At 59.8% G+C, this 26,964-nt stretch carries 24 protein-coding genes; 3 read left to right on the plus strand and 21 right to left on the minus strand.

Features of this window, described 5'->3' with window-relative positions; translation table 11 throughout:
• Positions 1-53: 53 nt before the first annotated feature.
• From F4V60_RS07610 to rimM, 9 genes are all read right to left on the minus strand, one after another.
• Positions 54-359: a DUF2469 domain-containing protein gene (locus tag F4V60_RS07610; protein WP_075731191.1), complete on the minus strand. Its 306-nt coding sequence runs from the start codon at positions 357-359 to the stop codon at positions 54-56.
• A gap of 65 nt (positions 360-424) precedes the next feature.
• A complete protein-coding gene (locus F4V60_RS07615) occupies positions 425-1,066 on the minus strand; it encodes a ribonuclease HII (RefSeq protein WP_075730037.1) in 642 nt (213 codons plus the stop codon).
• Complete coding sequence (gene lepB / locus F4V60_RS07620) at positions 1,053-1,787, minus strand: signal peptidase I (protein ID WP_075730038.1); 735 nt, start codon at positions 1,785-1,787, stop codon at positions 1,053-1,055. The genes F4V60_RS07615 and lepB (F4V60_RS07620) overlap by 14 nt, the downstream gene beginning before the upstream one ends.
• The gene (gene lepB, locus F4V60_RS07625; RefSeq protein WP_075730039.1) at positions 1,762-2,529 is read right to left on the minus strand and encodes a signal peptidase I; all 768 of its coding nucleotides are present in this window, start codon (positions 2,527-2,529) and stop codon (positions 1,762-1,764) included. Before lepB (F4V60_RS07625) ends, lepB (F4V60_RS07620) begins: the two co-directional genes overlap by 26 nt.
• Before the next feature lie 341 nt (positions 2,530-2,870).
• Positions 2,871-3,215, minus strand: coding sequence for a 50S ribosomal protein L19 (rplS, locus tag F4V60_RS07630; protein ID WP_075730040.1), 345 nt, complete (start codon positions 3,213-3,215; stop codon positions 2,871-2,873).
• Positions 3,216-3,403: 188 nt separating this feature from the next.
• On the minus strand, positions 3,404-5,725 hold the full coding sequence (locus F4V60_RS07635; RefSeq protein WP_075730041.1) for a Tex family protein: 2,322 nt from the start codon (positions 5,723-5,725) through the stop codon (positions 3,404-3,406).
• 135 nt (positions 5,726-5,860) lie between these two features.
• On the minus strand, positions 5,861-6,511 hold the full coding sequence (locus F4V60_RS07640) for a hypothetical protein (RefSeq protein ID WP_075730042.1): 651 nt from the start codon (positions 6,509-6,511) through the stop codon (positions 5,861-5,863).
• A gap of 165 nt (positions 6,512-6,676) precedes the next feature.
• Entirely contained in the window at positions 6,677-7,543 is an 867-nt protein-coding gene (gene trmD, locus F4V60_RS07645) for a tRNA (guanosine(37)-N1)-methyltransferase TrmD (protein ID WP_075730043.1), read from the minus strand.
• Positions 7,540-8,040: a ribosome maturation factor RimM gene (gene rimM, locus F4V60_RS07650; protein ID WP_075730044.1), complete on the minus strand. Its 501-nt coding sequence runs from the start codon at positions 8,038-8,040 to the stop codon at positions 7,540-7,542. The genes trmD and rimM overlap by 4 nt, the downstream gene beginning before the upstream one ends.
• Positions 8,041-8,328: 288 nt before the next feature.
• Here rimM and F4V60_RS07655 point away from each other — a divergent pair, with 288 nt between their 5' ends.
• Positions 8,329-9,336 carry an HNH endonuclease signature motif containing protein gene (locus F4V60_RS07655; RefSeq protein WP_075731193.1) on the plus strand — a complete coding sequence of 336 codons (1,008 nt, stop codon included), beginning with the start codon at positions 8,329-8,331 and terminating at the stop codon, positions 9,334-9,336.
• A 280-nt stretch (positions 9,337-9,616) separates the two neighbouring features.
• On the opposite strand, the gene rpsP is transcribed toward F4V60_RS07655, so the two are convergent.
• Complete coding sequence (gene rpsP, locus F4V60_RS07660) at positions 9,617-10,129, minus strand: 30S ribosomal protein S16 (protein WP_075730045.1); 513 nt, start codon at positions 10,127-10,129, stop codon at positions 9,617-9,619.
• Here rpsP and F4V60_RS07665 point away from each other — a divergent pair.
• Entirely contained in the window at positions 10,128-10,319 is a 192-nt protein-coding gene (locus tag F4V60_RS07665) for a hypothetical protein (RefSeq protein WP_141255896.1), read from the plus strand. The genes rpsP and F4V60_RS07665 overlap by 2 nt on opposite strands.
• A gap of 191 nt (positions 10,320-10,510) precedes the next feature.
• Complete coding sequence (locus F4V60_RS07670; RefSeq protein ID WP_075730046.1) at positions 10,511-12,787, plus strand: acyltransferase family protein; 2,277 nt, start codon at positions 10,511-10,513, stop codon at positions 12,785-12,787.
• 105 nt (positions 12,788-12,892) lie between these two features.
• Here F4V60_RS07670 and ffh read toward each other — a convergent pair whose 3' ends face one another.
• From ffh to ftsY, 11 genes are all read right to left on the minus strand, one after another.
• Positions 12,893-14,536, minus strand: a complete 1,644-nt coding sequence (gene ffh, locus F4V60_RS07675; protein ID WP_075730047.1) for a signal recognition particle protein — start codon at positions 14,534-14,536, stop codon at positions 12,893-12,895.
• 47 nt (positions 14,537-14,583) lie between these two features.
• Complete coding sequence (locus tag F4V60_RS07680; RefSeq protein ID WP_373862518.1) at positions 14,584-16,719, minus strand: [protein-PII] uridylyltransferase; 2,136 nt, start codon at positions 16,717-16,719, stop codon at positions 14,584-14,586.
• A gap of 8 nt (positions 16,720-16,727) precedes the next feature.
• Positions 16,728-17,066: a P-II family nitrogen regulator gene (locus F4V60_RS07685; RefSeq protein WP_075730049.1), complete on the minus strand. Its 339-nt coding sequence runs from the start codon at positions 17,064-17,066 to the stop codon at positions 16,728-16,730.
• A 3-nt stretch (positions 17,067-17,069) separates the two neighbouring features.
• Entirely contained in the window at positions 17,070-18,476 is a 1,407-nt protein-coding gene (locus tag F4V60_RS07690; protein ID WP_075731195.1) for an ammonium transporter, read from the minus strand.
• A gap of 106 nt (positions 18,477-18,582) precedes the next feature.
• On the minus strand, positions 18,583-18,945 hold the full coding sequence (locus tag F4V60_RS07695) for a Na+/H+ antiporter subunit G (RefSeq protein ID WP_075730050.1): 363 nt from the start codon (positions 18,943-18,945) through the stop codon (positions 18,583-18,585).
• A 2-nt stretch (positions 18,946-18,947) separates the two neighbouring features.
• A complete protein-coding gene (locus F4V60_RS07700; protein WP_075730051.1) occupies positions 18,948-19,238 on the minus strand; it encodes a cation:proton antiporter in 291 nt (96 codons plus the stop codon).
• A gap of 3 nt (positions 19,239-19,241) precedes the next feature.
• The gene (locus F4V60_RS07705) at positions 19,242-19,769 is read right to left on the minus strand and encodes a monovalent cation/H+ antiporter subunit E (protein ID WP_075730052.1); all 528 of its coding nucleotides are present in this window, start codon (positions 19,767-19,769) and stop codon (positions 19,242-19,244) included.
• Entirely contained in the window at positions 19,770-21,311 is a 1,542-nt protein-coding gene (locus tag F4V60_RS07710) for a monovalent cation/H+ antiporter subunit D family protein (RefSeq protein ID WP_075730053.1), read from the minus strand.
• Positions 21,312-21,824: a cation:proton antiporter subunit C gene (locus F4V60_RS07715; protein ID WP_075730054.1), complete on the minus strand. Its 513-nt coding sequence runs from the start codon at positions 21,822-21,824 to the stop codon at positions 21,312-21,314.
• Positions 21,824-24,802 (minus strand): DUF4040 family protein, encoded by a 2,979-nt coding sequence (locus tag F4V60_RS07720; RefSeq protein WP_075730055.1) that lies wholly within the window; start codon positions 24,800-24,802, stop codon positions 21,824-21,826. The genes F4V60_RS07715 and F4V60_RS07720 overlap by 1 nt, the downstream gene beginning before the upstream one ends.
• Before the next feature lie 287 nt (positions 24,803-25,089).
• Positions 25,090-26,907: a signal recognition particle-docking protein FtsY gene (ftsY, locus tag F4V60_RS07725; RefSeq protein WP_428840511.1), complete on the minus strand. Its 1,818-nt coding sequence runs from the start codon at positions 26,905-26,907 to the stop codon at positions 25,090-25,092.
• Between the last annotated feature and the right edge of the window lie 57 nt (positions 26,908-26,964).

Below are 26,964 nucleotides of genomic sequence, written 5' to 3' on the forward strand. Positions count from 1 at the left end.
TTTTATCCACAACTTTCGGGGGAACCGGGGACTTAAGTGTGGAAGTACTCGGCTTAATCAGGTAGGACGAAGTCTGGCTTATCCAGCTCTTCGATATTGACGTCCTTGAAGGTAATGACCCGCACGTAGCGCACGAAGCGAGCGGAGCGGTACATATCCCAGACCCATGCATCGGACATGCGGACCTCATAGTAGACATCCGCGCCAGAGGTATGGGGGATCAGCTCGACGGCATTGGCAAGATAGAAGCGACGCTCAGTCTCAACCACATAAGAAAACTGGCTGACTACGTCGCGATACTCGCGGTACAGGGACAGCTCTACTTCTGCCTCGTAGTTGTCGAGTTCCTCAGCGCTCACGGGCACTACCTCCGCTCTTTAGGGATAACGAGCTATAGCCTAACCCCCTTGCGCGAGCGCCGGCGCTAGGCGCGCGCGAGAAACTCCGCGTGGGCTTCGGCCACGTTGCGGTAGCTCAGTCGGTGCTGCGGCGACGCCCCAAGCCGTGCAATGGCCGCGCGGTGCACGGCGGTCCCATATCCCTTGTGGCCAGCCAATCCATATCCGGGGTAGCGCGCGTCAAGCTCAGCCATGATCCGGTCGCGGGAAACCTTGGCTAAGACGCTCGCGGCGGCGATGCACCGCGCAGCGCCATCGCCGCCGACAATCGGCAGCTGGGGAAGGCCGACGCCGGGGATGAAGAGGGCGTCGCTAAGCACATAATGCGGCCGAGTGCCGAGCTGAGCCACGGCGCGGCGCATGCCTGAAATATTCGCGTGCTGGATGCCGTGCTTGTCGATGTCGCGGGCCCCAATGTGGAGCACCGCCCAGGCCACCGCCTTGTCCTGGATGATAGGAAAAAGACGCTCCCTAGTGGCAGGGCTGAGCTTTTTGGAATCTGTCAGGCTGGCCAACTCCGGTATTATCCGCTCCGGCAAAATGCACGCAGCGATGGTCAGCGGCCCGCAGCAGGCGCCTCGTCCGGCCTCATCAACGCCGGCGACTGGCCCCAAACCTGCCTTGGACAGTGCCACCTCATAGGTGCGCAGCTGCTTAAGACGCCGCATGAGAAATGTCCGGGCTTTCTACCTTCCCCATGCGCGAGAAAGGCAAGACTACAGCCTCGACCTTGCCGCGGATATTGGACGTGGGAACGGTGCCCTGGAGCATGTCCCCCAGGTGCGCGCGCGAGTCCAGCGAATTGCTGCGATTATCCCCCATAACCCACACGCTATCGGCGGGAACCTCCACTGGGCCGAAGTACGCCCCACCGCACTGCTGCGAACCCGCAGCCTCATCCACAGGAATCTCCGGCGGATCAAGCACATAGTCTTGGGAGATGGGCTGACCGTCAACCATGACTGCCCGGTCCCCTGCCTGACAGCTCACCACTTGTCCACCCGTGGCAATGACCCTCTTGACCAGTATGTTTTCCCCGTTGGACATAAGGCCGATCCCCGCCATGAGGTTCTGCACGCCGCGCAAGAGCACATTGTCGGAGCGCTCGACGCTGAATGAATTATTCCAAGAAGCGGGACCCTTGAATACTACGACGTCACCCGGGCGCGGATCAGAAAAGTAATAGCTTATCTTCTGCACAGCGATGCGGTCGTTGCTGCAGCCGGCACAGCCGTGCAACGTGGGCTCCATCGAGCCGGAGGGAATGACGTACATGCGCCCCACGAAAGCCTGGATGAGCACGAGGATGACAAAGCCCGCGGCGATTGGTCCAAGAAAGTCGCGCGTACGCACGCCCTCGCTTTTAGGAGGCCTGGATGTCTGGGTCATCGACCCCGCCGATGCGGTTAAAGGGGTAGAACACGAACATCACCTTGCCACGCACATTGGCCACGGGGATGGTGCCCTGGTACTCATCTTGCATGTGATAGCGCGAATCTGCCGAGGCGGTGCGGTTATCCCCCATCACCCAGATATTGCCCTCAGGCACGGTGATAGGGCCGAAGTACGCGCCACCACAAGACTGCGAACCGGTGGAAGGATCGACGGGATAAGTCGGCGGGTTCATCACATAGTCTTGGTTAATGGGCTTGCCGTCCACCATCACAGCTGGGTCCCCAGCCTGGCAGGAAACAACCTGACCGCCCGTGGCAACCACGCGCTTGACTAGGTTGTTCTCATCCGGCGGCGCCAAAGAAACAAAACTCAGGGCGTCTTGGATGCCATGGATGACCGGATTCTCACTGCGCGGCGAGCGATAAGCAGTGTTCCAATCCTCTGTGCCCTTGAATACCACGACATCACCTGGGCGGGGGCTCTTGTCACCGTAATAGGAAATCTTCTCTGTAAAAATCCTATCGTTGGTGCACCCTGTACAACCGTGCAGCGTGGGCTCCATGGAGCCGGAGGGGATGACGTACTGCCGACCGATGAAGTTCTGAAAGAGCCCCACGACGACGAGAACCGCCGCCACCACCAGAAACGTTTCTACCAACCACGGTAGCTGTTTTTTCTCTTTAGCGGAGTCGGTTGATTTCTCGGATGCTGCGCTGTCATCGTTCACGCGAAACATCCTAGCAACTGCAGCGCCGCTAATCGGAAAGACCAGCGCTTCGTGCGGGAAATTCCCCGGAATCTGACAGCTTCATCAGTGCACTGCCTGCCATTTTCCCAATTGAGAATCTTTGCACGCAGCAACAGCGAGAACTAGGCCGACGTGTTCACGTTAAAGCCAAAAGAACCACCGAAACTGGGGGTCAAAAGAGTTGATGGAAGCGCGTGTTTTCCTTAGCTGGTCGCCCTTATGGGCAGCAACATGGGACCAGAATTCAAGGTTCAACCTGCGCTGAATAGAGAAAAATCCCCACCCCGCCAAGGACGGCGAGGTGGGGAGATGCGGAAACGCGCGCTGGATTAGCGGCGCTCCTTGAGGCGAGCCTTCTTGCCGCGCAGATCGCGCAGGAAGTAGAGCTTCGCGCGGCGAACGCGACCGTGGCGAACTACCTCGATGGAGGCGATGTTCGGGGAGTGAACCGGGAAGGTACGCTCAACGCCGATACCGAAGGAGACCTTACGCACGGTGAAGGTCTCACGGATGCCGGAACCCTGACGGCGGATGCACACACCCTTGAACAGCTGGGTACGCTCGTTGTTGCCCTCGATGACCTTGACGTTGACGTCAAGGGTATCGCCGGGGCGGAAGGCGGGAATATCGTTGCGCAGCTGGGCTGCATCGACCTTGTCGAGAATGTTGCTCATTGCAATTTCCTTTTCAATTTGAGACAGAGGACCCTAGCGCCATCCCACAGAGGTGGAACAACTAACCGGTTCGTGCCCGTTTCATAGAACAAAGCCATTGTGCCAGCTTTGGGGTGCTTCTCAAAATCTGAAGGTACCCCTTCGGGACTGTTGAGCTAAACGAGCCCTAGCGTTGCCCCAAACATGCGCTAGTGGCCGAACCCGGCCTTCTTTAGCGCATCTGCGAGCGAGCCACCTGCCAGATTCGGGCTCTTTGCGCTCGCACGCTGCCGCCGCGCACCCGCGCCCTGGTTCTTCTTGCCCCGCTGGCCGCCCGGTGTGCGCTCCCCCGCGCCGCGGGCTTGTCGCGGCTTGGAAGGAGCCTGACCGGGTTCATCGTCGAGGCGCAGGGAGAGCCCAATGCGCGCACGCTCGGTGTCTACCTCCATAACCTTTACCTTGACTACCTGGCCGGATTTGACCACCTCGTGGGGATCCTGCACGAACTTCCGGCTCATGGCCGAGACGTGCACTAGTCCGTCTTGATGCACTCCCACATCCACGAAGGCGCCGAAGGCTGCCACGTTTGTCACCGTGCCCTCGAGGATCATTCCCGGAGTGAGATCCGAAATCTTGTTGACGCCCTCCTTGAAAGTGGCTGTCTTGAACTCTGGGCGTGGATCGCGCCCCGGCTTGTCCAGCTCGGAGAGGATGTCAGTGACGGTGGGAATGCCGAAGGTCTCATCCGCGAAGTCCGCTGGGTTGAGGTTTCCTAACACTCGCGAGTTGCCGATGAGCTCGGCCACCCCGCAGCCTGCGGCCTTGGCAATGCGGTTGACAACCGGATAGGCCTCAGGGTGCACAGCAGAAGCGTCGAGCGGATCCTTGCCGCCGCTGATGCGAAGGAAGCCGGCCGATTGCTGAAAGGCCTTCGGCCCCAACCGCGGAACCTTCTTGAGCTCCTTGCGCGAGGAAAACACGCCGTTCTCATCACGGTAGCCCACAATATTGGCAGCGATAGTGGAGTTGATTCCGGCGACCCGCTCCAACAGTGGCACCGAGGCGGTATTCAGATCCACGCCGACCCCGTTAACCGCATCCTCCACCACGCCGTCGAGGGAACGGGCGAGGGAGGTCTGGTTGACGTCATGCTGATACTGGCCCACACCGATGGCCTTCGGATCAATCTTCACCAGCTCCGCCAATGGATCCTGCAGACGCCGTGCGATAGAAACCGCGCCACGCAAGGAGACGTCCATATCCGGGAACTCTTCTGCGGCCAGCTGAGAGGCGGAATAAACCGATGCGCCGGCCTCCGAGACCACAACGGGCGTAGGACGTGCGCCGCCCGCACGCACGAGGAGTTCTGCGACTTCTCCCGCCAGCTTCTCCGTTTCCCGCGAAGCGGTTCCGTTGCCAATGGCCAGCAGATCGACGGAGTTCTCAGCGCAGATCCCAGCGAGTTTCTGCACCGCTTCGGACCAGCGATTCTGGGGTTGATGCGGATAGACCACGACGGTATCGAGTACTTTGCCTGTGGAGTCAACCGCCGCGCACTTAACGCCGTTGCGATAGCCGGGATCAAGCCCCAGAGTTGCCCGCTGCCCCGCGGGGGCGGCCAAAAGGACATCGCGCAGATTCGTGGCAAAGACCTTGAGTGCTCCTTCTTCTGCGACCTCCTTCAAACGCATACGGGTATCGAGTCCGGAGGAGATATATAGCTTGGTGCGCCAACCCCAGCGCACGGCTTCCGCCAACCATGGTGAGGAGGTGTCCAGATCAAAGCGCTGGGCAATCATCCCCTCGTAGAGTTCATCCTCTCCCGCATCGAGGTGGAGCTGCAGCACGCCTTCGCTCTCCCCCCGCAGGAGTGCCAGGATGCGGTGCGAGGGAAGATCCGTGAAACGCTCGGAGAATTCGAAGTAGTCCTTGAACTTCGCCCCTTCCTTTTCCTTTCCTGCGACGACGCTTGCTTGCATGGAACCGCTGGAAAACATCTTCTCACGCACGGCGCCGACGAGGTCAGCATCCACGGCGAAGCGGTCGATGAGGATCGATCGCGCCCCTCCAAGGGCCTTCTTTTCTTCTGCAAAACCCTCGCTGAGATAAGCGGAAGCCAAGACATGTGGGTCTGCCGTTGGATTGGAGACGAGCTCATCAACCAAGGGCTCTAGTCCCGCCTCCCGCGCAATATCAGCTTTGGTTTTGCGGCGTTTTTTATAAGGCAAGTAAAGATCTTCAAGGCGAGCCTTGGTTTCGCAACCCATGATGGCCGCTCGCAGCGCGTCAGAGAGTTTTCCCTGCTCCTCAATGGCGGCCAGGATGGTCTGCTTTCGCTCTTCGAGCTCCCGCAGATAGGCCGCCCTCTCTTCGATGGTGCGCAGCTGGGAGTCATCGAGCCCGCCGGTGGCTTCCTTGCGGTAGCGGGCAATGAAGGGCACGGTGTTGCCCTCCGCCAGAAGCTCTAGGGTGGTCTCAACCTGAGATTCCTTGACACCTATCTCGGTGGCAATGATGGCTGCAATCTTCACAAGAAAAATCCTTCACTCTTTCATTCGGACTCACCCAACCTACCCCACTACCTAGACACCAAAATCCTCTCCCCCTTCATCATTGCGGAGGAGAGGAAGCAAGCCCGGCACGCATTCGAGGCCCACGCCTGGTGACTAGTAGATAGATACTGAGGCGTTGTCACCACCCGAGCAAATGACGCGGGAAACAGAGCCGCCACAGCTCATCGTGTAGTTTCCGCCAGTGGCCGGCGAATAGGCGCTCACTGTGACATAGCGCGAACCGGTCGAGACATAGCTTTGCATAAAAGCCTGATAGACGTTCTGCGCAAATCCCGCAGAGGTATTACTCGTCCGTGCGGAGTATTGCGTGTAGTCATTCCAGGACACTCCGCCCGCAGCCGGCGCAGGCGAGCCTTGCACGGGAGCAGGGGCCGGGGCCGGTACTGGTGCTGGCGCTGGGGCAGGCTTTTCCACCGTGACCGTCTCGGTTTCTTTTTCTTGTGCCGCCGTAGAGGCACCAGCAGAAGACGCAGTCGCTGCGCTAGCCGGGGCGGAAGTACCCCGCGCAATCTGCGCGCCAGACTCAGACTGCGTCATCGCAATTTGTTCGGCCCGCGGGGAGGAGGTCAATCCGCTGCCCCAGTTGAGGGCAAAGACCACGATGGCTGCGACCAAGACCACCACGGCACCGACCACGCCGACAATGATGGGAAGCGAGGAACGTTTGTTGCCTGCCGGCTCACCCGTCCATGCGGCGGCTTCGGCGACGGAGTAATCGGGAGCAAAGTTGTGGGGAGTAGACATGTGAGGTACCTTCTTCTGCTGAGCACGTGAATGAGAGAAAATCGAGGTCACAGCCATGAACTAGGTTCTTGTCTGTGCGATGTCACTTACTCTAAAACGCCTCTGCACGCCCCAGCACAAAAGTGGGGAGCACTCCCCTTTTTCGCAGTCTCCCCGCAGGGCTCTTTAAGCGCCTCCGCGCTCCTTTTCCAAGAATTCACGGTCGCTGCGGCTTAGCTCTGCGCTCTCTAGCAGCTCGGGTCGGCGCTGCGCGGTGCGCAACAAGGACTGCTCGTGCCTCCACCTATCCACGCGTCCGTGGTCACCAGAGGTAAGCACCTCCGGCACCGACAGGCCCCGCCACTCGCGCGGCTTGGTATAGCTCGGCCCTTCCAAAAGCCCGTCGGAGAAAGAATCCTCCTCGTGGGAACGCTGGTTCCCCAACACTCCGGGGATAAGACGCACAATAGCCTCAGAAATCACCAGCGCGGCCACCTCCCCACCGATGAGGACGTAGTCCCCGATGGAGACCTCCCTCACGCGGTAGCGCTGGGCGGCATCCTCGATGACGCGCTGGTCGATGCCCTCGTAACGCCCGCAGGCAAAAACAACGTGCTCCTCGCGCGACCACGCGCGGGCATCCGCCTGAGTAAACGGCGTTCCCGCAGGAGTAGGGACGATGAGCAGCGGCAGGTTTTCTTCCAGCTCCTGCGCAACGCCTTGTGCTGGGGCACCATAGGGCTGGGCGACGATCCCTTCAACCTCATCGTGGCGCGGCCGGTTGAGGTGCGGTAGCGATGAATCCAGTTCGCGCGTGGCCGTGCGCCCCGCGGCGACATCGTCCAGCGCGGGACCCCATACCTCCGGCTTCATGACCATGCCTGGACCCCCGCCATAGGGAGAGTCATCGACGGACTTATGCCCATCATTGGCCCACTGCCGCAGATCATGCACTCCGACCTGGAGCTTGCCCTGCTCAATAGCCTTGCCCAACAGGGCGTGGCGAAGCGGATCGAGGTACTCCGGGAAGATGGTGACGACATCTATCCTCATAGCTCGAGCAGCCCTTCCGGCGGGGTAATAACGCAGATGCCTTCCGTGAGGTCTACCTCGGGCACGATCTCCTCCACGAAGGGAATGAGCGCCGCCTTGCCACCCTCGAGCTCCACCTCGAGCAGGGATTGCGTCAGTCCGTGGGTGACACCCGTGACTTTTCCTATATCTTGCCCTTCGTGCATCACACGCAGGCCCTCGAGCTCATGATCGTAGAAGCCGTCATCATCTTCTGACTCCAGTGGTGGCGCGAAGAACTGCGTGCCACGCAGACCGTCAGCCTGAGTGCGATCAGGAATCTCCTCGAAAGAGACGAGCAAGCGGCCCTTATGCGGGCGCACTGAGGCAACTGTCAGTTCGTGGGACTTGGCCCCCTGCCGGCCGTGCAGCACCTGCCCGACCGCAAAACGGGCCTGTGGGTCTTCGGTGGTGATGTCCACCGATACCTCGCCCTTGATTCCATGCGATTTAGTCACGCGACCGATCATTAATTCCATGGCAGGAATCTTAAACGCTATAACGCTCCAACAAGTAACGAGCCGAGACAACGCCGTTAAAGCCGCTCTTCCGATTTTGGAGTGCATTGGTTTTGTTGGTCGGTTGTCCTCCGCTTGGGCCTGATCCTTCAGGATAGGCCGGATGGCCTTGCTCCCGCACTGCCTAATTCTGGCGAGGCGGCCCAGCTGTGGATAACCGCCCCGGGCCTGGTGGGTTATCCACAGTTTCCTTACTGGGTGCGGGTCTGGGATTGTCGTACCGCGTGGCGGTGGCTTAGCGTGGCGGTCATGGGCTTGCAGGAGTATTTCGCACAACTTAGCCGAGGTGTTGACCTCGTAGCTGAGTGCTCGGGGCTATCTGTGCCAGACCTTGAGAAGATGGGGGCTAGTGCGCAGGATGCCGCCGAGCTTATAGGCCTGCACGCCATCTATTTTGGTACTACTCCCTATACGGGCAAGCAACGCTCGGCCGTTAATGCGGCCAGGCGCAACGGGCACACCTTGAGCACTCTGCACCAGATCGAATCTTTTACCCGCCGCGTTAAAGCGCGCCTAGCGGCGTGGAACCTACGCGTAGAACTATGCGCCACGCCAAGCGAGCACGTCACCGCGGTAGCCAGGCGCCGGCTGCGCGAGATGCGTGTTCCCCGCAAGTATTGCGAGCGCGCGATGCTACGCCAACACCCCAACGGGCTAGCTACCTTGACAGTGACCGGCAATGGGCTGGATATGGCGGATGCTTTCCGGACTATTGACCACAAGCGGCCAGGGACAAGTTTTATCGCCCGCATGCTCGGCAAAGCAGACGGGGCCCCGGCTGCGCGTACTCGGGTGACGACCATGGCAGTCCTCCAGTTGGAAGACTACGGGAAGCTTGTACGCCGCGAGGGCGATGATGTGATGATACGCACCACCAGTGGGGCTGTTATCACCGGCGCGCAGCTTGTGGAACGCGCCTGCGCAGGCGAAGGACTTGTCACGATGATTAGCCGCACACACGGGCCGGTGGACTTGTACCGCTTTGAGCGCTTCGCCTCAACAAAACAGCGCACGATGCTCGCAGCAGAGCACCCCACGTGTGCGTGGCCGGGCTGTACCATCCCGGCAGAGCGGGGCCAGTTCCACCATCTCACGCCGTGGAAGCACGGCGGGGAGACTAACGTTGCCAACCTGGTGACCTTGTGCAACTACCACAACGGCATCAACGACGATGATCCGAATGCGCCGCCACGGCGCGGGCGCCTTACCCGCGACGGCGGAAAGATAATCTGGCAGCCCCCGCACACCAGCCGTTAGGCCAACCGGCCCAACGGCGACTTCCCGCACCCTAAAATACACCCCAGCGGGCAAGCAGGCAGGAATCGGGCTTTGCGGTGGAGATGATCCCGGAAAATACCCACAAGGGACTCGCTTATCACGCACTCTAGAACCCAGAAGAGCCGCTAAGCCTTGTCCGCATGAAAAAGGCCCGCCGTCTCATCTTCCCTCAGCTTACCTCCCACACCATGAGCGGTGTGCGAGGACGTTGCAGGGATTAAAAGCGGCGGGCCTTAAAACAAAAGCCTAGAGCGAGAAACTACTCTGCGGACTCTTCAGCGGCCTCAGGAGCCTCGGTTGCTTCAGCCTCAGCGGCAGCGGCCTCAGCGGCGGCCTTCTCTGCGGCTTCCTTCTCGGCAGCAGCCTTGGCCTCAGCGGCCTCCTTGGCCTTGTTCTTCTTCTCGGTGATGGCCTCGATGGTGGGGCCATTGTTGGCCTCAGCGAGGGCAGCGTTGAACAGATCCAGCTTGGAGGGCTTCTCCGCTGCAACCTTCAGGGTTCCCTCAGCACCGGGCAGGCCCTTGGCCTTCTGCCAGTCACCGGTGACCTTGAGCAGGGCGAGGACGGGCTCGGTCGGCTGCGCGCCGACGGAGAGCCAGTACTGTGCACGCTCGGAGTCGATCTGAATGAGGGAAGGCTCCTGCTTGGGCTGGTAGATACCGATGTTCTCGATAGCCTTGCCGGAACGGCGGGTGCGGGCATCAGCGATGATGACGCGGTACTCGGCGTTGCGGATCTTACCAATACGCTGGAGCTTAATCTTGACGGCCATGATGGCCTCCTTTTCTAGTCACTGGGCAGTTCAGACGCCTGTCACGTTCTTCATTGACTGGCCGGTTCAACCCTTGGATTTACTGCATGTGACGTACCGGCCGACCGTAGTCGGTGACGGTGTTATGCAGGAAAACTTTACTTATTTAAATGTCAGCCATTTCCGTGCGTTTCTGCGCAACGCGAAATAACCTCAGTCATACTACCCTGTTTGCGGTCCGTTGAGAAATCACCGCCTTAGTCAAGAACTGATCTGGACTTGCCGCTCGCGCCGTTCGACTCTAGCCCTCTGAACCTAGTATCCTTATCCGCGCGAATCATGCCCATCCACGCCGAGAATCTCGGCTGCTCCGCCGGCTTAAATGGCTTTAATGGAATGTATATGAACAAAGAATCCCCACGAAATTTCCGGTACCGCTATGACCTCGACGGTTTGCGGGGAATCGCCATCGCGCTCGTGGTTATCTACCACGTTTTCGTGGGAAGGGTCTCTGGCGGCGTGGATGTATTCCTGCTGCTTTCTGGTTACTTCTTCCTGGGTTCTCAGCTGCGTTATGCGGCCAATCCTGACGCTTCCCTCAACCCGTGGTGGCCTCTGTGGCGCACTGCCCGGCGCCTCGTACCCAGCCTTGCTTTGGTCATTGGCGCTACTTACTTCTTAGTTCGTGCATTCGCACCGGAGCTGATGAGCACGGAGTTTACGCAGCAGATCACCGCCACGATGCTCTACTTCCAGAACTGGGAGCTCGCGGTTCAAAACGCGGATTACGTGGCTGCCTCCTCCACTACCTCGCCGCTGCAGCACATGTGGTCGATGGCCGTGCAGGGACAGTTCTATCTCATGGGGATAATCTTTGCGCTTATCCTCGCCGCCATAGTTAAGCACCGGCCTACAGGAAGCAACATTAAAAGCCGCACGCTTCCCACCGTCAACGAGATGGCCGGCCCGATTCTCATCGTCGTCACCATCGCTTCCTTCGCCTATGCCTCGCGCTTTGGCCTCTACGGGCCTCCTGAGAACTATTACTCAACATGGTCGCGGGCATGGGAGCTGACCTTGGGCGCGGTGCTGGCAATCTACGGCTCCAAGTGGGTCATCCCCCAGCGCTTCGCGGATCTCTTCACTGGGTTTGGTCTACTGTGCCTCATGTTTACCGGTGCCATTATCGCCGATACTTCTGCCTACCCTGGGCCTCTCTCTTTGCTTCCGCTGGGCGGCGCGGTCCTAATCATCCTGGGAGGCGGTGGCAGGATCTCGCGGGCCATGGCCTCCAAGTCCGCGCGTTGGTTGGGCGATGTTGCCTACCCCCTCTACCTCTGGCACTGGCCGCTTCTCATTGTTTCGACCTCCGCGCTGAAACTTGATACCCCGCCCTGGTGGCTGGGCATCATCATCATCGCAATCTCCCTCGTCTTGGCGGATCTCACGCACCGCTTCGTGGAAAAGCCCCTGCGTCAGCACCGCAAGCGCCCGCTTATCGACGACCTCCCAGTCAACAAGGCACTGTCCTCACTGCGCCAGAGGGCTGGGGCCGCACGCGGCGTGGGAGGCGTCGTCGTAACTGCCTGCGCCGTCGCTCTGCTGACCATTCACCCCTCATGGATCTCCTCTCTTAATAGCGCAGATTCTGAGCTTCTCAACCCTCGCGATTATCCGGGCGCCGCTGCTTATGCGCTTGATGTTCCCGTGCCAGAGGGGATTCAATACCGCCCGGATCCGATACTGGTGGGTGGCATAACGCCTCCTACCTCGGTAGCGCACTGCTTCATCCGCGAGGAAGAGGCCCCTGACTTCTTCCCCTCCGAAAGAGTTGACGGCGGCCCCTGCCTCTTTGGTGATCAAGACGCCGAGAAAGAGGTCTACGTGGTCGGCGGCTCCCATGCTGAGCAGTGGATTTCCGGTCTGGATAAACTGGGCCGCCAGATGGGCTTCAAGGTTGTCCCTATGCTGCGCGTTGGTTGTCCCATCGAGCTCGGTGATGATCTCACGGTATCTCCTGAGTGCGCTGAGTGGGGCAAGCTGGTGACCGAACGCATCATTGACGCAAAACCTGCCTTAGTCATCTCAAACAGCACCCGGCCCCAGGACCCTGCCGGTCACGGCCCTGACTACGTGCCGCCGGGATACGCCGCCTTCTGGGAAGAACTAGCAAATAATGACATCCCCTTCCTCGGCTTGCGGGATAATCCTTGGGGCTTTACCCCTGAGGGCATGCCCCGCGGCTTCGACGAGTGCTACGTCACCACTGAGGATGTTGTGGGCTGTGGAATGCCCAGCGAGCGTGTGTACGCGCCCGTGGATCCCTCCGCCTTCGTTCTCTCCCAGTATTCCAACATGCTGGGTCTGGACACTTCGACGTGGTTCTGCCGGGACGGTTCTTGCCCTGTAGTCATTGGCAATGTGATGGTCTATCGCGACATGCACCATATCTCTAGTGCTTTCGCCGACTCCGCGATGCCGATGCTGAGGGATGCTATTCAGCTTTTCCTCGACGGCGAAACTGTGCAACAGGAAGCACCCGAGGAGCAGGAAACTCCAGAGGAGACGAGCGAAGAACAGCCACAGCCTGTCCGTCCTGCTCCACAGCTAGCTCCCGCCGAGCCTGTACAGCCGGTTCCCTACCCAGTCTATGGCGCGGCCGCAGCCAACCCAGTCTAGGAATACGGAAGTTCGTTTCTCTCCTGAGAGAGAAGAAACCCCGCGATGCCCCTCACAAAAGAGGTTTATCGCGGGGGTTAGTTGTTTAAGGCACTACTTCCAGCGCTACTTCTTGTCCTGGCCGAAATCGAGGTTATTGAGGTCGATGTTCTCCATGCCCTTGGGCATCTTCGGCGATGGGCCCGCCTGGCCTTGGCCCATCTGCTGCTGGAGTTTTTGCAGCTCCTCTATGGAAGGCATGCCGCCGCCCATTCCTGGCATGCCGGGCATACCGCCGCCCATGCCGGGCATTGCACCTGGCATCTGCGGACCACGCGAAGAGTTGCCCTTGGCCTTCTTGCGCTTGCCCTTTTTGTTCTTTCGGCCCTTGGCCTGCTTCTTGGTAGCAGAGCGCCCCAGGCCGCCGCCCATGCCGAATTGTCCGGCCATGCGCGACATCATCTTCTTAGCCTCGTTGAAGCGCTCTATGAGCTGGTTGATGTCGGAGACGCTGACACCGGAACCAGTGGCGATGCGCTTGCGGCGCGAGGCATTGAGGATCTTGGGATCCGTGCGTTCTTGGGGAGTCATGCCGCGGATGATGGCCTGGATTCGGTCGAGTTGCTTTTCATCAACCATGTCCGCCATCTGGCTCATCTGGCTGCCGCCGGGCATCATCTTGAGCAGGTTGCCAATGGGCCCCATCTTCCGAATCATGAGCATCTGATCCAAGAAGTCATTAAGGGTCATCTCGCCGGAGCCAATTTTGGCTGCGGCTTCTTCGGCCTTCTTCTGATCCAGGGACTGCTCAGCCTGCTCAATCAGGGAGAGCAAGTCACCCATACCGAGGATGCGGCTGGCCATGCGCTCGGGGTGGAATACATCGAAGTCCCCGAGCTTTTCACCGGTGGAGGCGAACATGATGGGCTTGCCTGTGACCTCACGGATAGAGAGCGCGGCACCACCACGGGCGTCGCCATCGAGCTTGGTAAGAACAACGCCACTGAAGTCGACGCCATCGCGGAAGGCCTCCGCCGTATGCACGGCGTCTTGGCCGATCATGGAGTCGATGACGAAAAGGACTTCGTCAGGATTGACCGCATCGCGGATGTTGCGCGCCTGGGTCATCAGGGTCTCGTCGATGCCCAAGCGGCCGGCGGTATCGATGATCACCACGTCATGCTGGGTGCGCTTGGCTTCCTCGATACCGGCCTTGGCCACCGCTACGGGATCACCGTGGGAGGTACCCATCTCGTGCTCGAAAGAGTCGACGGAGGTGCCGGGATCGGGAGCAAAAGTAGGAACTCCTGCACGCTCACCGACAATCTGCAACTGCTGTACGGCACCGGGGCGCTGGAGGTCACAGGCCACGAGCATAGGCGTGTGCCCTTGACCGGCCAGGTGCTTGGAAAGCTTTCCGGCAAGGGTGGTCTTACCTGCACCCTGCAGACCGGCAAGCATGATGACCGTGGGTGGGTTCTTGGCTAGGTGCAGACGCCGTGTCTCGCCGCCGAGGATCTGAACGAGCTCCTCGTTGACGATCTTGATGACCTGCTGGGCCGGGTTAAGCGCCTCGGAGACCTCTGCGCCTGCAGCACGCTCCTTGATGCGCTTGATAAAGCCGCGGACAACATTGAGCGAAACATCGGCCTCGAGCAGCGCGAGACGGATCTCGCGCGCGGTGGCGTTAATATCCGCCTCGGTTAGTTTGCCCTTGCCACGCAGACCCGATAGGGCAGATTGCAAGCGGTCGGACAAAGACTCAAACACTTCTGAGTGCTCCCTCAATACTCGGGGTAATTCTTAACTCCCCCAGCTTAGCCGGTCGCCAGTACCTGGGTCACATTTCTCACCACCGAGGCGCGCGAAACGTCCCCGATAGGCTGTGCCTGCAGCACCATGGTCGCTCCCGGGTTATCTACCGTAATCCACTCACAATCTGGCAGCTTGGCCAGCACGTGCCCAAACACGTAGGGCCTATCGGGGGTTCGCACCTCGAATACTCCACCGGCATTCCACATGGCAGTTGCCGGTGCGCCCCCCTCTATGGGAGGAAGAACGGTGTACACCCCCGACTTATAAGCCTGCACGAAGCGGTCTTCGTCGGCGGCGGCGGCGAAAGACTCCTGCGCTGTGCGCACGTCGAACTCTGCGGCATAGCCAGCATCGAGACCCTGCTCGGAGTCAGCACTCACGCGCGCCATCCTGACTTTGACGATGCTCCAGCCCAATGCCGCGATGAGAGCCAATACACGAATGACCTCACGCTGATAGGAACCATGCCAGAAGATCGTGAGCTCTTTCTCCGCAGCGTTGGCACGCAGCCCGATCTCGCCTTCGGTATGGACTCGGGGACGCACTGGAACGAAGGTCTGCAACTCCCGGAGGGCTCGGCGAGTAAGAACCTCGATTCCACGCTCCATACGCTGGTTCCACACCCCGGGGCCAGTGGATTCGGCATCAGCCTTGGCCAAGACCTTCAACAAGTTCACCGTGAGATGATCGAAATGCACGGCGTCGAGCAGCGCGTCGCGCGCCTCATCTGAGGCGGGATCCATCCTGGTGACGATCTTGGCCAGCGTGGTGTGCTCGGCCACGAGCGTCTGCACACGTGAGCGATCCGCCAGGTTCAAGCGCATCTTCGCGGCCATTTTGGTCACCATTTCCGCCCCCACCTGCTCGTGAGGACGGCCATAGCCTTTTCCAATGTCGTGATAGAGAGCTGCCAGCAGTAAGAGATCTGGCCGGGCCACGTGAGTACGCATCTCGGCGCAGCGCTCCACAGTAAGAACGCTGTGAAAATCAATGGTATGCAGGTGCGTGCGCTCACGTGGCATCATGCCGCGAATATGCGGCCACTCTGGCACGATCTTCTCCCACAGGCCGTGCTCGTCAAGCTGGGCTATGACGCGATGGGTCTGGGTGGGAAAAGAGAGCAGAGCAAAGAAGGCGTCCGTGCAGGAAGAAATCCAGTGTTCGGGCAAGGGCGGCAGGCTGCCAAGACTTCCCCAGACGCCGGGATCGATCTTCTTGCCAGTACGCGCAGCGGCGGCCGCCACGCGCAGCACCAAGGCTGGGTCAGCAAGGTCCGCATTGCGCGCCAAGGTAACGTAGCCGCGCGACTCAACCACGTCGAGGTCAAGGGGTTTGCGCACTGTATTGTGGCTGCGGCGTCCCACGAGGTCGCGGGCAGCGCTCAAACCCCGTTCTACGGCCTTGTCCACGGTAGCCGCGGCAGATACCAGCGCGGCAGAGAGCTCATAGCGATCTGCGAAGCCGAGATCGGCGGCGATGTCAGCCGCGAACTCGGGATCGAGGGTATCGCGGTGCCTGCGCGCGTGGACATGCAGCAGCGTGCGTACGTCGAGCAACAGGCGCCGCGGCCCAGAAAGATCCGGAGCATCGCAGAGGTTTCCCAGCGCTAAGGCGCGCAGGAGCTGGATATCGCGTAGACCACCGCGCCCGTTCTTGATGTCCGGGTTGGTCATAGCAGCAAGCGTTCCTGATCTCCGCCACCGCGAGATAGTTGCGGCGAGGAAGTCCTCAAAATGCCGCTGAAGCTGCAGACGCCAGGCAGCCAGAATCTTGGCGCGGGCCTCATCCACCAGCATCTTGTCCCCGGCCACGTAGCTGAGGTCGAGCTGGGCGAATCCCGCCGACGTATCCTCGGCCGCTATCTGGGCGCACTCGGAAGGAGTGCGCATGGAATAGTCGAGGTGATACTTGGCATCCCACACCGGGTACCACAGCTGCGAGGCTTTCTCCTCATCGAGCAACTCTCCATCGGGATAAAGCAGGATGAGGTCGATGTCGCTGCGCGGGGTCATCTCTCGGCGTGCGAAAGACCCCGTAGCTGCCAGGGCGTAGCCGGCAGGCAGCTCCAGGGTCTTAAGTAGTTCCGAGGCCTTGTTATATGCCTCGTCACGCAGTTGCGCTGGATTGCGCGTCACAATACCTCGCTTTAGAGAGCGGCGTTTCCGCGCTCGCCGGTACGCACTCGAATAACTTCTTCGACTGCGGTAACCCAGATCTTGCCATCACCAATCTTTCCGGTGAAGGCCGCTTCTACGATGACGTTGACGATTTCGTCCACGGATTCATCGACGGCGAGGACTTCCAGCTTAACCTTGGGCACGAAGTCCGTGGCATATTCTGCGCCACGGTAGACCTCGCTGTGGCCGCGCTGCTGGCCAAAGCCCTGTGTTTCGGTGACGGTGAGTCCGTGAATGTCTAGCTGTTCGAGGGCCTCACGGATATCGGGAAGCGTAAACGGCTTAACTACGGCGGTAATCAGTTTCATGTCTTACTCCTTAGCTTCGGTACGAGGCGGAATAACGGGCGATGATCCGCTGCTTCCTTCTTCTTTCATAGTAGCGCTCGAGACCAAGCCGCTTCGCATATTGTCCGGACCTTGCAAGTCATAGGCAGACTCGCGGTGTTCGGTGTAGTCGATACCGTTGTATTCAACCTCGTCATCGACGCGCCAGCCCATGACGGCCTTGAGCACGATGGCGATGATGAAAGTTCCGATGCCGGAAACCAGCATCGCTGCCACGGCGATGGCGAACTGCACGGCCAGCAGCTTGAATCCAGGTCCGACCTCATCGGTGAAGATGCCGCCCTCGCTGGCGAAGAATGCCAGGCCGATGGTGCCCCAGAGGCCGGCAACGAGGTGCACGCCGACGACGTCAAGGGAGTCATCGTAACCGAACTTGAACTTCAGACCAACGCCGAGGCAGGCCAGGATTCCGCCGATGAGCCCCAAGATAATGGAGGTCAGTGGGGTCAGGGCGCCGGCAGCTGGGGTGATGGTGACAAGCCCGGCGACGATACCGGAGGCAGCGCCCAAGGAGGTAGCTGCCTTGTCTCGAATCATTTCCACTGCCATCCAGCCGGCCATCGCCGCTGCGGTTGCCACGGTGGTGTTGAGCCAGGCCAGGCCTGCCAGACCATCTGCCGCGAAGGCGGAGCCGCCGTTGAATCCGAACCAGCCGAACCACAGCAAGGCAGCGCCGGTCATGACCATGGGCAGGTTGTGCGGGCGACCAATGGACTTGGGGAAGCCGCGGCGCTTGCCGATGACTAGGGCAAGGACGAGGGCCGCAGTACCTGCGGAAATGTGGACGACGGTACCGCCCGCGAAGTCGATAGGAGCGATGGTGGCTTCGCCGTCGGTGACGCCGAACAACCAGGCAGACACAGAGTTTTCAGCGTGGGAGAGCAGTCCCCCGCCCCAGACCATGTGGGCCAGCGGAAAGTAGACGAAGGTGGCCCATGCACCGCTGAATACCAACCAGGTGGAGAACTTAACGCGGCCTGCCAAGGCACCCGAGATGAGGGCAGTGGAGATTACCGCGAAGGTGAGCTGGAATCCGATATCGATGATGTTGGGGTAGCCAGAGGCTCCCTCTACGTAGTTTCCAGCCTCGTCCACGATTTGGTCCTTGAGACCAAAGAACTCGAAGGGACTTCCGGTAATTCCTGCCCACGACGTCGTGGCGTAGGACATGGACCAGCCCCACAGGACGTAGATGATGCTGACCACGGCCATTGCCCCGAAGGACATCATCATCATGTTGAGGACACTGCGGCGGCCTGACATACCGCCATAAAACAATGCGAGCGCCGGGGTCATCAGCAGAACGAGGGATGCGCTAATGAGCATCCAACTCGAGTTCCCCGCCACCGCTGTCACCTGATCGGGAGTCATCATTCACCAACTTTTCTATAGTCTTATAGATACAAGAAATAGATTATCGGTAGGACTATAGAAACTGCAAGTTTTAGTCTCTCGACAGATATATCACAGCGCGCGCCTAAGCTTTATTGTTACCATCCCGCTCCATCTCGGCGTAGCGGCGACGCGCATACTTAACGTCAGTGACCGTCACCCCGTAGATGGAACGCCCCATGTAGAAGGAACCCACGGAGGCCACTACCCATATCCCAGCGCAGGCTATGAGGACTTTAATGAAGGACACAACCGAAAAGCCCTCCTGTGCGCAGTCAACGATGAACTTGGCCACGAGGGTCAAGGGGACAGCAACACCCACGGTGGGGCCCAAGAGATTGACTCTTGTCAGGGCATCTGGGGCGCGCCACAGGGCAATAACGGTGGCAACGACCATGACGGTAGCCAGCACCAGAAGGATCGAGGCGAAGACTTCATAGAGAGCCATGCTTAACGACGTCCTTTCGAAATAACGCGTGCCATCGACAGCGTGGGCAGCACACCGCCAGCAATCGCACCCAGTACCGCGATGTCGTAGACTAGGGCGGCGTCATTGAGCAGCGACCACGAAAAGTAGACGCACAGCATGCCGTAGAAGACCAGATCAGAAAGCACGGTCCGCGTTAGCTCGTCGCGGCTGCGTAAGGCGAGGATGATGCCCGCCATGATCGAGCCGGCCATGACCGCGATGCACACGGTCACCACCCAGCCAAAGGGACTCAAGGATCCAGGATCAAACATCTGCTACTTCCTCTCGCCTTGGTCGCGCCGCGCCCGCACGGGCCACACGGAGAACTTCTCCGCCTCCGATGCCGCCAGTGGGGTGTCCTCTTCCCCGACCATATCGGGAGCACGCATCTGCCTGCCCAGGGTCTCCAGGGGATACTCATAAAAGGCTGGGTCCAACTCCGCATGCTCGCCCTGGCCAGGCACACCATAGTCAATCTCCTTGACGTGCGGAGCCATGCGCTGCTCCATATCCGCCAACCCCGCGACGACCTCTGCGGGATCGGATCCCATCACCGCCTGCACGATAAGGATGCGCGGGTTTCCCTCGCGCGTGGGCTCACGCAAGCCCAGCGAGAGAGTACCTGGGGTGGCGGTGATAGAGGTGCTGAACCAAAAGATCTGCCACGCCGAGGTCACGCGGAGCGGATACCTCACGATGACCGGGCGATATCCCGTATCGCGCTTGAAGGAGGCAAAGGCCAGCGTGAAGCCGGAGACGAAGATCTCCTTGATGAGCCATGGAATGTAGAAGATGACATGCATTTAACGGCCCTCCTGAATGGAGTCGAGATCGGGCATGGCCACGGGGTCGTCGCCAAGCACGGCGTCGACGTAGGCGTCGGTGTTGAGCAAGTCCCCAGCAGCCTGCTCCACGACTCCGATGACGGGACCGGCGAAGACGAACATCGCCACGGAACCCAAGATCAATGCGGCCGAGGGAGCCATCAGCTTCTTGCGAATAACGAGCTCATCTGGGACCTTTTCCGCGGGGAGGTCCTTGCCCCAAAATACCTTGCGCCACACGCGCAGCATGGCCAGGAAAGCGGCAAAGGAGGCGATGATGATAACGGCGATGGATACCCAGGCCCAGATCCCGCCATCCCGCGCGATCTCAACAACGATGAGGACTTTGCCCCACATACCGGAAAAGGGTGGGAATCCCACCACCGCGAAGGATCCTGCGGCAAATATCCAGGCAATGATGGGATCACGGCGTGCTAGGCCTGAGAGCTTCCTCAGGCGGCCCGTGCCGTAGGTTTCCTCGATGGCGCCGGAGGCAAGGATGAGCGAGCCAAGGGTGAGCATATGGTGGACGGTGTACAAGATGCCTGCAGCCAGAGCGCGCTGCGGATCCGCGGTGCTGAAGGCCAGCATGATGACGATGAAGGGGATGCCGTTGAGCATCTGATAGCCCAGGACGCGGCGGATGGAGTTCTCCGCGAGCCCGCCGAAGGAGCCCACCAGCATCGATACCAGCATCAGGACGATGATGAGCACTCCCCAGCGCTCATCCATGCCGAAAAGATGGACGTAGAGGCGATAGAGCATGTACACCGCGACCTTGGTGTGCAGGCCCGAGAAGAGCCCCATGACCGCGGCCGAGGTGCCTGGATAGGTGCGCGGGAGCCACGACTGCACGGGGAAGATGCCGGCCTTGGTGATAATAGCGATGACAATGATGGCACCGGCCACGGTGGCAGGACCATTACCGGCCGCAGCGCCCTCCAGGGCCGCAAGGTTGACCACGCCGGTCACCGAGTACATGAAGCCAACGCCGACCACCAACAAGGTGGAGGCGAAAAGGTTAACCAAGACGAATGCGCGACCCGCCGCCAGGCGTGACCACGTGCCAGACATCGTGATGAGCCCGTAGGAAGGCAACAACATGACCTCGATGAACACGAAGAAGTTGAAGAGATCCGCTGTAAGCAAAGCACCGCAGACGCCGGTGATGAGGATAAGCGTCAGGGAGGGATAGTAGCGGGACTTGGTCTCCCCGCTGACAATGGCGAACCAGTTGGCGCCGAAGGCCACGATCATCGTGCTGACAATCATGAGCGCGGAGAAAGAATCCGCCGCGAAAGAAATGCCGGCGTTGCCGCGGTAGAGGCCCACCGAGTGCGCAACCACGCCTTCGTTTAGCGTATAGACCAAGAGCGCCAGCCCGGCAAAGATGCCGATGCCGGGGACTATAACCATGATGGAATCGCGCACCCTACGCCATGGGGCCAAGAGCGCAAAAGCCGCAGAGACCAGTGGCACTGCCGGGAACAGCGGGAGGAGCTGACTTACTAGGTCATTCATTTATGCCTCCTCATTCTTGTCATTGTCTTGGTCGCGGCGTCCCTCTGCCCCATCAGCAACTGCGGAGGCAGGGTTCTCGTGCGCAGCCGGCGGGGTACCGCGCCGCAGCGCGTGCATGTGCTCGTCCGAGCGGCTTAGGATCTCTCGATTCTGCGAGTCACGCCCCAAGGTAGAAAAAGCGTGATCCACGGTGTTGTCATCCACCGGCTCGACGACATTGGTGTCGTCATTGGCTCCCATGGCCGCCATGGTTAGCAGGATGGTCGAGGTGGCCATCGAAATAACAACCGCTGTGAGGACGAAGGCCTGCGGTAGCGGATCGGACATCTCTTCAAAAGGAACCCGGGAGGGAAAGGCCTCTCCGCGGTAGGAATAGACCCCCGTGGCCAGAAGCGTCAGGTTGACGCCGTGCCCAAAGGACATCATTCCCAGCACGATGTGGACTAGCCCGCGCTGTTGGATGAGGTAGACGGCTCCGCCGACGAGTACTGCAATGGTTAATGCCAGAATCATTAGTTCTCCCCCTCGCGTTTACGCACGGCTCGTGGGGACTCTTTCTTGGTTCGTGCCTCGGCCTTGTTGAGCAAAGCCAACGGATTGCTCGAGGGATTAATCGGTTCGGGATAAGGATCGTCCTCGTCCTCGAGGACCACCCGCGGGGTATCCGGTAGCGCCGAGTCCTTGTCGTGGATCCAAGGCAAGTACTCGCGTTCCGTACCGGGACGAAGATATCCACCCAAGGCGTTGATCGCCATGGTGAGCATGCCAAGCACCGCGAGGTAGATGCCGAGGTCGAAAATGAGCGAGGTGGTCCAGTGCTGGCCAAAGGCATGGCCGTGAATCGCGGTAAGGAAGCCGCCGTTGCCCAATCCACCGTGCCAGTAGCCGATGAATCCGGCCGAAAGCGCCACGATGATTCCGATGCCGGTGAGGTGAATAGGAGTCATCTTGCCAAAGACAATCTCATCGGAGCCGCGCGAAAGGTACGTCAACCCGATGGCAGCGCCCATAATCAGCGCCGCGGGGAATCCGCCGCCGGAGGCATTGTGTCCGCGGAAGAATACCACGACAGAAACGATGACCAGCACCGGTACCACGAGGACGAGCACCTTGCGCAGCGGCACCGAGTTCAGCTGCGATTGGCCGAAGGGAGCTGGGCGCGTGCCCGGCGTGAAGGGGAAGCGAGGCAAGGAAGCAGCGACGGCAGCGATGACGACAGCGGCCATGCCCAGCACGGAAAGCTCGCCCAAGGTATCAAGAGCACGGAACTCAACGATGATGGTGGCAACGACATTGTCACCACCGGTAATCCCGGGAGCCTCCTTGAGATACCACAACGCCAAGTCAGAGCGTTCGTGGCGGCCGATGAGCGCCCACACCGCCAGGAATGCGGCTATACCGGCCAGAATGGCGATGACGATGGAGCTTATCCAGCGCGGCTTATTGCGCACCGGCTGGAACTTCTCCGGTAGATAGCGCAGCACCATCATCATGACGATGACGGAAAGGGCTTCGACAGTAAACTGCGTCAACGCCACGTCCGGTGCGCCCATGAGCAGCATCTGCAACGTCACGCCCACGCCGACCATGCCGATGAGGACAGCCCCAGTCAGGCGGTTTCGGGTGCGCACGAGGCCGCTCATTGCCAGCGCAATGATGGCCAAAGGCACTAGATCCCAGGCATTGTCTAGGCCTGACACCCGCGGTGCAAGCGGAACTCCGTCGATGCCTTCTCCAAGCAAGGTCGCGCCAGCTAGGACGATGATCAAGATGATGATCGGCAGCAGCAAGAAGGAGGGGTTGTGGGTATCCGACATCTTGCCGGCTGCCTTGCCCAACTTCTGGCTCGCTTTTTGAATTGCACTCAAGGCTTCGTTGCCGCTACGTGGGAAGAGAGCCTTGTCCTCCACCAGCGCCCATAGCTGGCGGCGGTAAACAGTAGCTACCACGCCCGCGATGAGCACGGCAACGGAAATGAGCAGCGGGACGGTGATGCCATGCCACAAGCTCAGGTGAGAGCGGCTCGTCATACCGATGGACTGGGCAATGGCGTCGACCGGGCGATCGAAGGAGCCCAGCATGAATACCAAGGGCAGGGAGAGCACACCGGGCAAGGCGGCTGGCAGCCACAGGCGTACTGGCGCCTCGTGTACGCCATCCATGGGGCGTGGACCATCGAAGAAGGCTCCGAAGATGATCTTCGCCGAGTAGCTGAATGTAAAGAATGCACCGACAGCCGCTGCCACCAAGAGAATGATCTGCGGGCCGGTTCCTATGGGAGCCTCCTCAAAAGCGGCGAGCATCCCCTCTTTGGAAACGAATCCCAGCAGCGGTGGGACCGCGGCCATAGAGGCCGTGCCGATGAGCAGAGATCCAAAGGTCCAGGGCAGCTTGTTCCATAAGACTCCGAGCCGGCGAATATCGCGTGAGCCCGCCGCATGATCGATGACGCCTATCAACATGAAGATGGAGGACTTAAACAAGGCGTGGGCCAGGGTATGCACCACCGCAGCGGTAATCGCCAGCGGAGTACCCACACCGATTGTCGCCACGATCCAGCCCAGGTGCGAGACCGTGGAATAAGCGGTGAGCTTCTTCAGGTCAGTCTTTTGCAAGGCGAACACGGCAGACATCACCGCCGTAGCCATGCCCACCACGATAAGCAGCCAGTTCCATAACGCGACGTCGTGGAAAATGGTGGAAAAGCGCAACAGAAGGTAGATGCCGGCTTTGACAACCGCAGCCGCGTGCAGGAAGGCCGAGACCGGAGTCGCGGCAGCCATGGCTTCCGGCAACCAGAAGTGGAAGGGAAACTGCGCGGACTTGCTAAAGGCCGAGATTGCGACCAGGAGCGCCACCCAAGCACTCAGGGCTGGGCTTTCGCCCCATACCGGGGATGCCAAGATCTCCGTTAGATTTGTGGTTCCTGCGGAGGTAGCCGCAATGGCCACCGCCGTTAGAAGAGTCAATCCTCCGATAAAGGTGAGGATCAGGGTTCGCTGCGAGCCATCCTCTCCGGCTTTTCCGGAGCGCGCTATAAGAAGGAAAGAAGCCAGAGATACCAGTTCCCAAGCAAGGAACAGCACGACCACATCATCGGCCAAGACCAGCAGCAGAATCGACAGAGTAAAGGCCGTCATCAGCACATAAAAGCTGGTGCTGCCCTTGCCTTTGGGGAGGTAGGCAGCCGAGTAGACAAAAACCACCGCACCGATGACGAGCGCCAACAGGGCAAAGAAGAGTCCCAACGCGTCGCCGCGCAGGGAAAAATTAATGTCTACTCCGGGGGCTAGGAAGTCCTTGACCCACGTCAGAGAGAACTCCAGTACCTGTCCCCTACCCACCTCGGGCAAGTGACGGGCAAGGAGCGCTGCCGCAAAGATAAAGACTGCGGCCAGCGGATAGCCTGCGGCGCGATCTGCGACTTTCACCGTTGCAGGGGCGAGAACTACGGCTGCGGATGCAAGGAGAATCACATAGAGCAGCGTCACGGAAAACTTGCCTCACTTACTGGGGTGGAGATCATCGACATAGAGAGTGCAGGATTCTCAGCTATCCCAGGGACATAGGAATACTAATGAACAACTGGAATAGAGAAAACACAGTGTTCCCAGGCTATCACCCGATAGGTTCCTACACACATCACAGCCCGCACGCGATGGCCACAATAACCGGATTTAACTGCGGTTATTGTCCTTCACGCACGGGCTGGACGGCAATTATTCGAAGGAAGTATCTACCTCGCTATTTCTACCTTTCGAAAGAAAAACAAAGGGCGCTACTTCTCCCCTAGCAATGCGTCGACGAAGCTTTCAACCTCGAATGGCGCAAGGTCATCAGCGCCCTCTCCAAGCCCGACGAGCTTGACTGGAACCCCGAGCTCCTCCTGAACTTGGAATACAATTCCGCCCTTGGCCGTGCCATCCAGCTTAGTAAGAACCACACCGGTGATGTCTACGACATCGCGGAAGATCCGCGCCTGGGTGAGACCGTTTTGGCCAACCGTGGCATCGAGGACGAGCAAGACCTCGTCGACCGCGGCCTTTTTCTCCACAACGCGCTTGACCTTTCCTAGCTGATCCATGAGGTCAACCGAGGTGTGCAAACGCCCGGCGGTATCGACGAGGACCACGTCCACTCCCTTGTCCACACCAGCAGCAACGGCGTCGAAAGCAACAGAAGCAGGGTCCGCCCCCTCTTTGCCGCGAACGGTTGACGCTCCCACGCGACGGCCCCAGGTCTCTAGCTGATCGGCCGCAGCGGCGCGGAAGGTATCAGCGGCCCCGAGCAATACTGTGCGCCCCATAGACACGAGCACGCGGGCCAGCTTGCCAGTAGTCGTGGTCTTGCCTGTGCCATTGACACCGACAACCATGATGACAGCAGGCTTTCCTTCGTTGGGCATGGCCTTAATTGAGCGGTCCATCTCGAGGTGGCCAACCTCAATGAGCGCGGCACGCAGCATATCGCGAGCTTCCTCCTCGCTGGAGACACCCTGTTGCGCAATCTTCTCGCGCAAGGATTCCGTCACCTTAAGCGTGGACTTGGTCCCTAGATCCGCCATGATGAGGGTGTCCTCGATCTCCTCCCACGCGTCCTCATCGAGATCGCCGGCTGAGAGAATACCCATCAGTCCTTGGCCAATAGCATTCTGCGAACGGGACAAGCGCCCACGCAGGTGTCCCAAGCGGCCGCCGGCCGGGGCAATATCCTCCTGCGGCTTCGCAGGGGCCTCAACTACCTCGACGTCCTCAGAAACCTCCTGCTCGCCAGGCTCCTGTGCCAAGGCTTCTTGCGCCGACTCCACCTGTGCGCTTGCGGCCGCTGCCGCCTCTTCAGCAGAGGCTGCGGTGGCTTCTGCTTCTTCTCCTGTGGATTCAGCAGCTTCAGGGGTTTCCTTTGCGTTTTCCGCGGCGTCCTGGACCTGGGGAGTCTCCTCGGCGGTTTCTTCCTTAGGAGTAGGCTCCACGGTGTCTTCATCGGGAGATGCTTCAAGGGCAAGATGTGCGGGCTCTACCTCGGGCTTAGCAGCCTCCGCAGCAGGCGCATCAGACGTTGCTTCTTCTACTTCCTGTGCTTCCACGGCCTCATCGACCGAAGTTGTTTCCTCAGCGGAGGTAGCTTCATCAGGGGACGTTGCCACTTGAGTCTCCTCCGACTGATCCTCAAGGGGATGTTCATCTTGTGCTTGTGTTGCCGGTTGCGCGGTGCGGGCTGTCTCAGCGACGGCAGAAGGATCCTTGCCCGCCAACTGTGCATTGGCTATCGCCGTGGCATCCTTAAGCTGCTCAGCCTGGTGATCCTGTTGCTGCCCCTGTAGCTTGCGTACAGGTTCGCGCTCCTGAGGCGCAGTGGCTGGAGCAAAGTTGAAGCCAGATTTTGCCTGGTAGTTCCCAGACTTTTGTTCCTGGGTAAGCTCCTTGGGCTTCTCATCCTCTGGTTTTTCGAAGGAAACCTGCTTGGCCTCCCCGCGCTTTTTGCCAACGACAATCAGGAGAATGAGCAGCACAATAAGCGCCACCGCGACGATAATGCCAATCAACACAGGAGTATTCATGGATTCCATGATGCCAGGCTTGAGGGCGCCTGGCATCATTAAGCCCACTTCTTGCTAGGTCCCGCCTCAAAGTCCGCTTTGAAATTCTCCGGGGCT

It is taken from the genome of Corynebacterium flavescens (assembly GCF_008693105.1).
Taxonomy (GTDB): Bacteria; Actinomycetota; Actinomycetes; order Mycobacteriales; family Mycobacteriaceae; genus Corynebacterium; species Corynebacterium flavescens.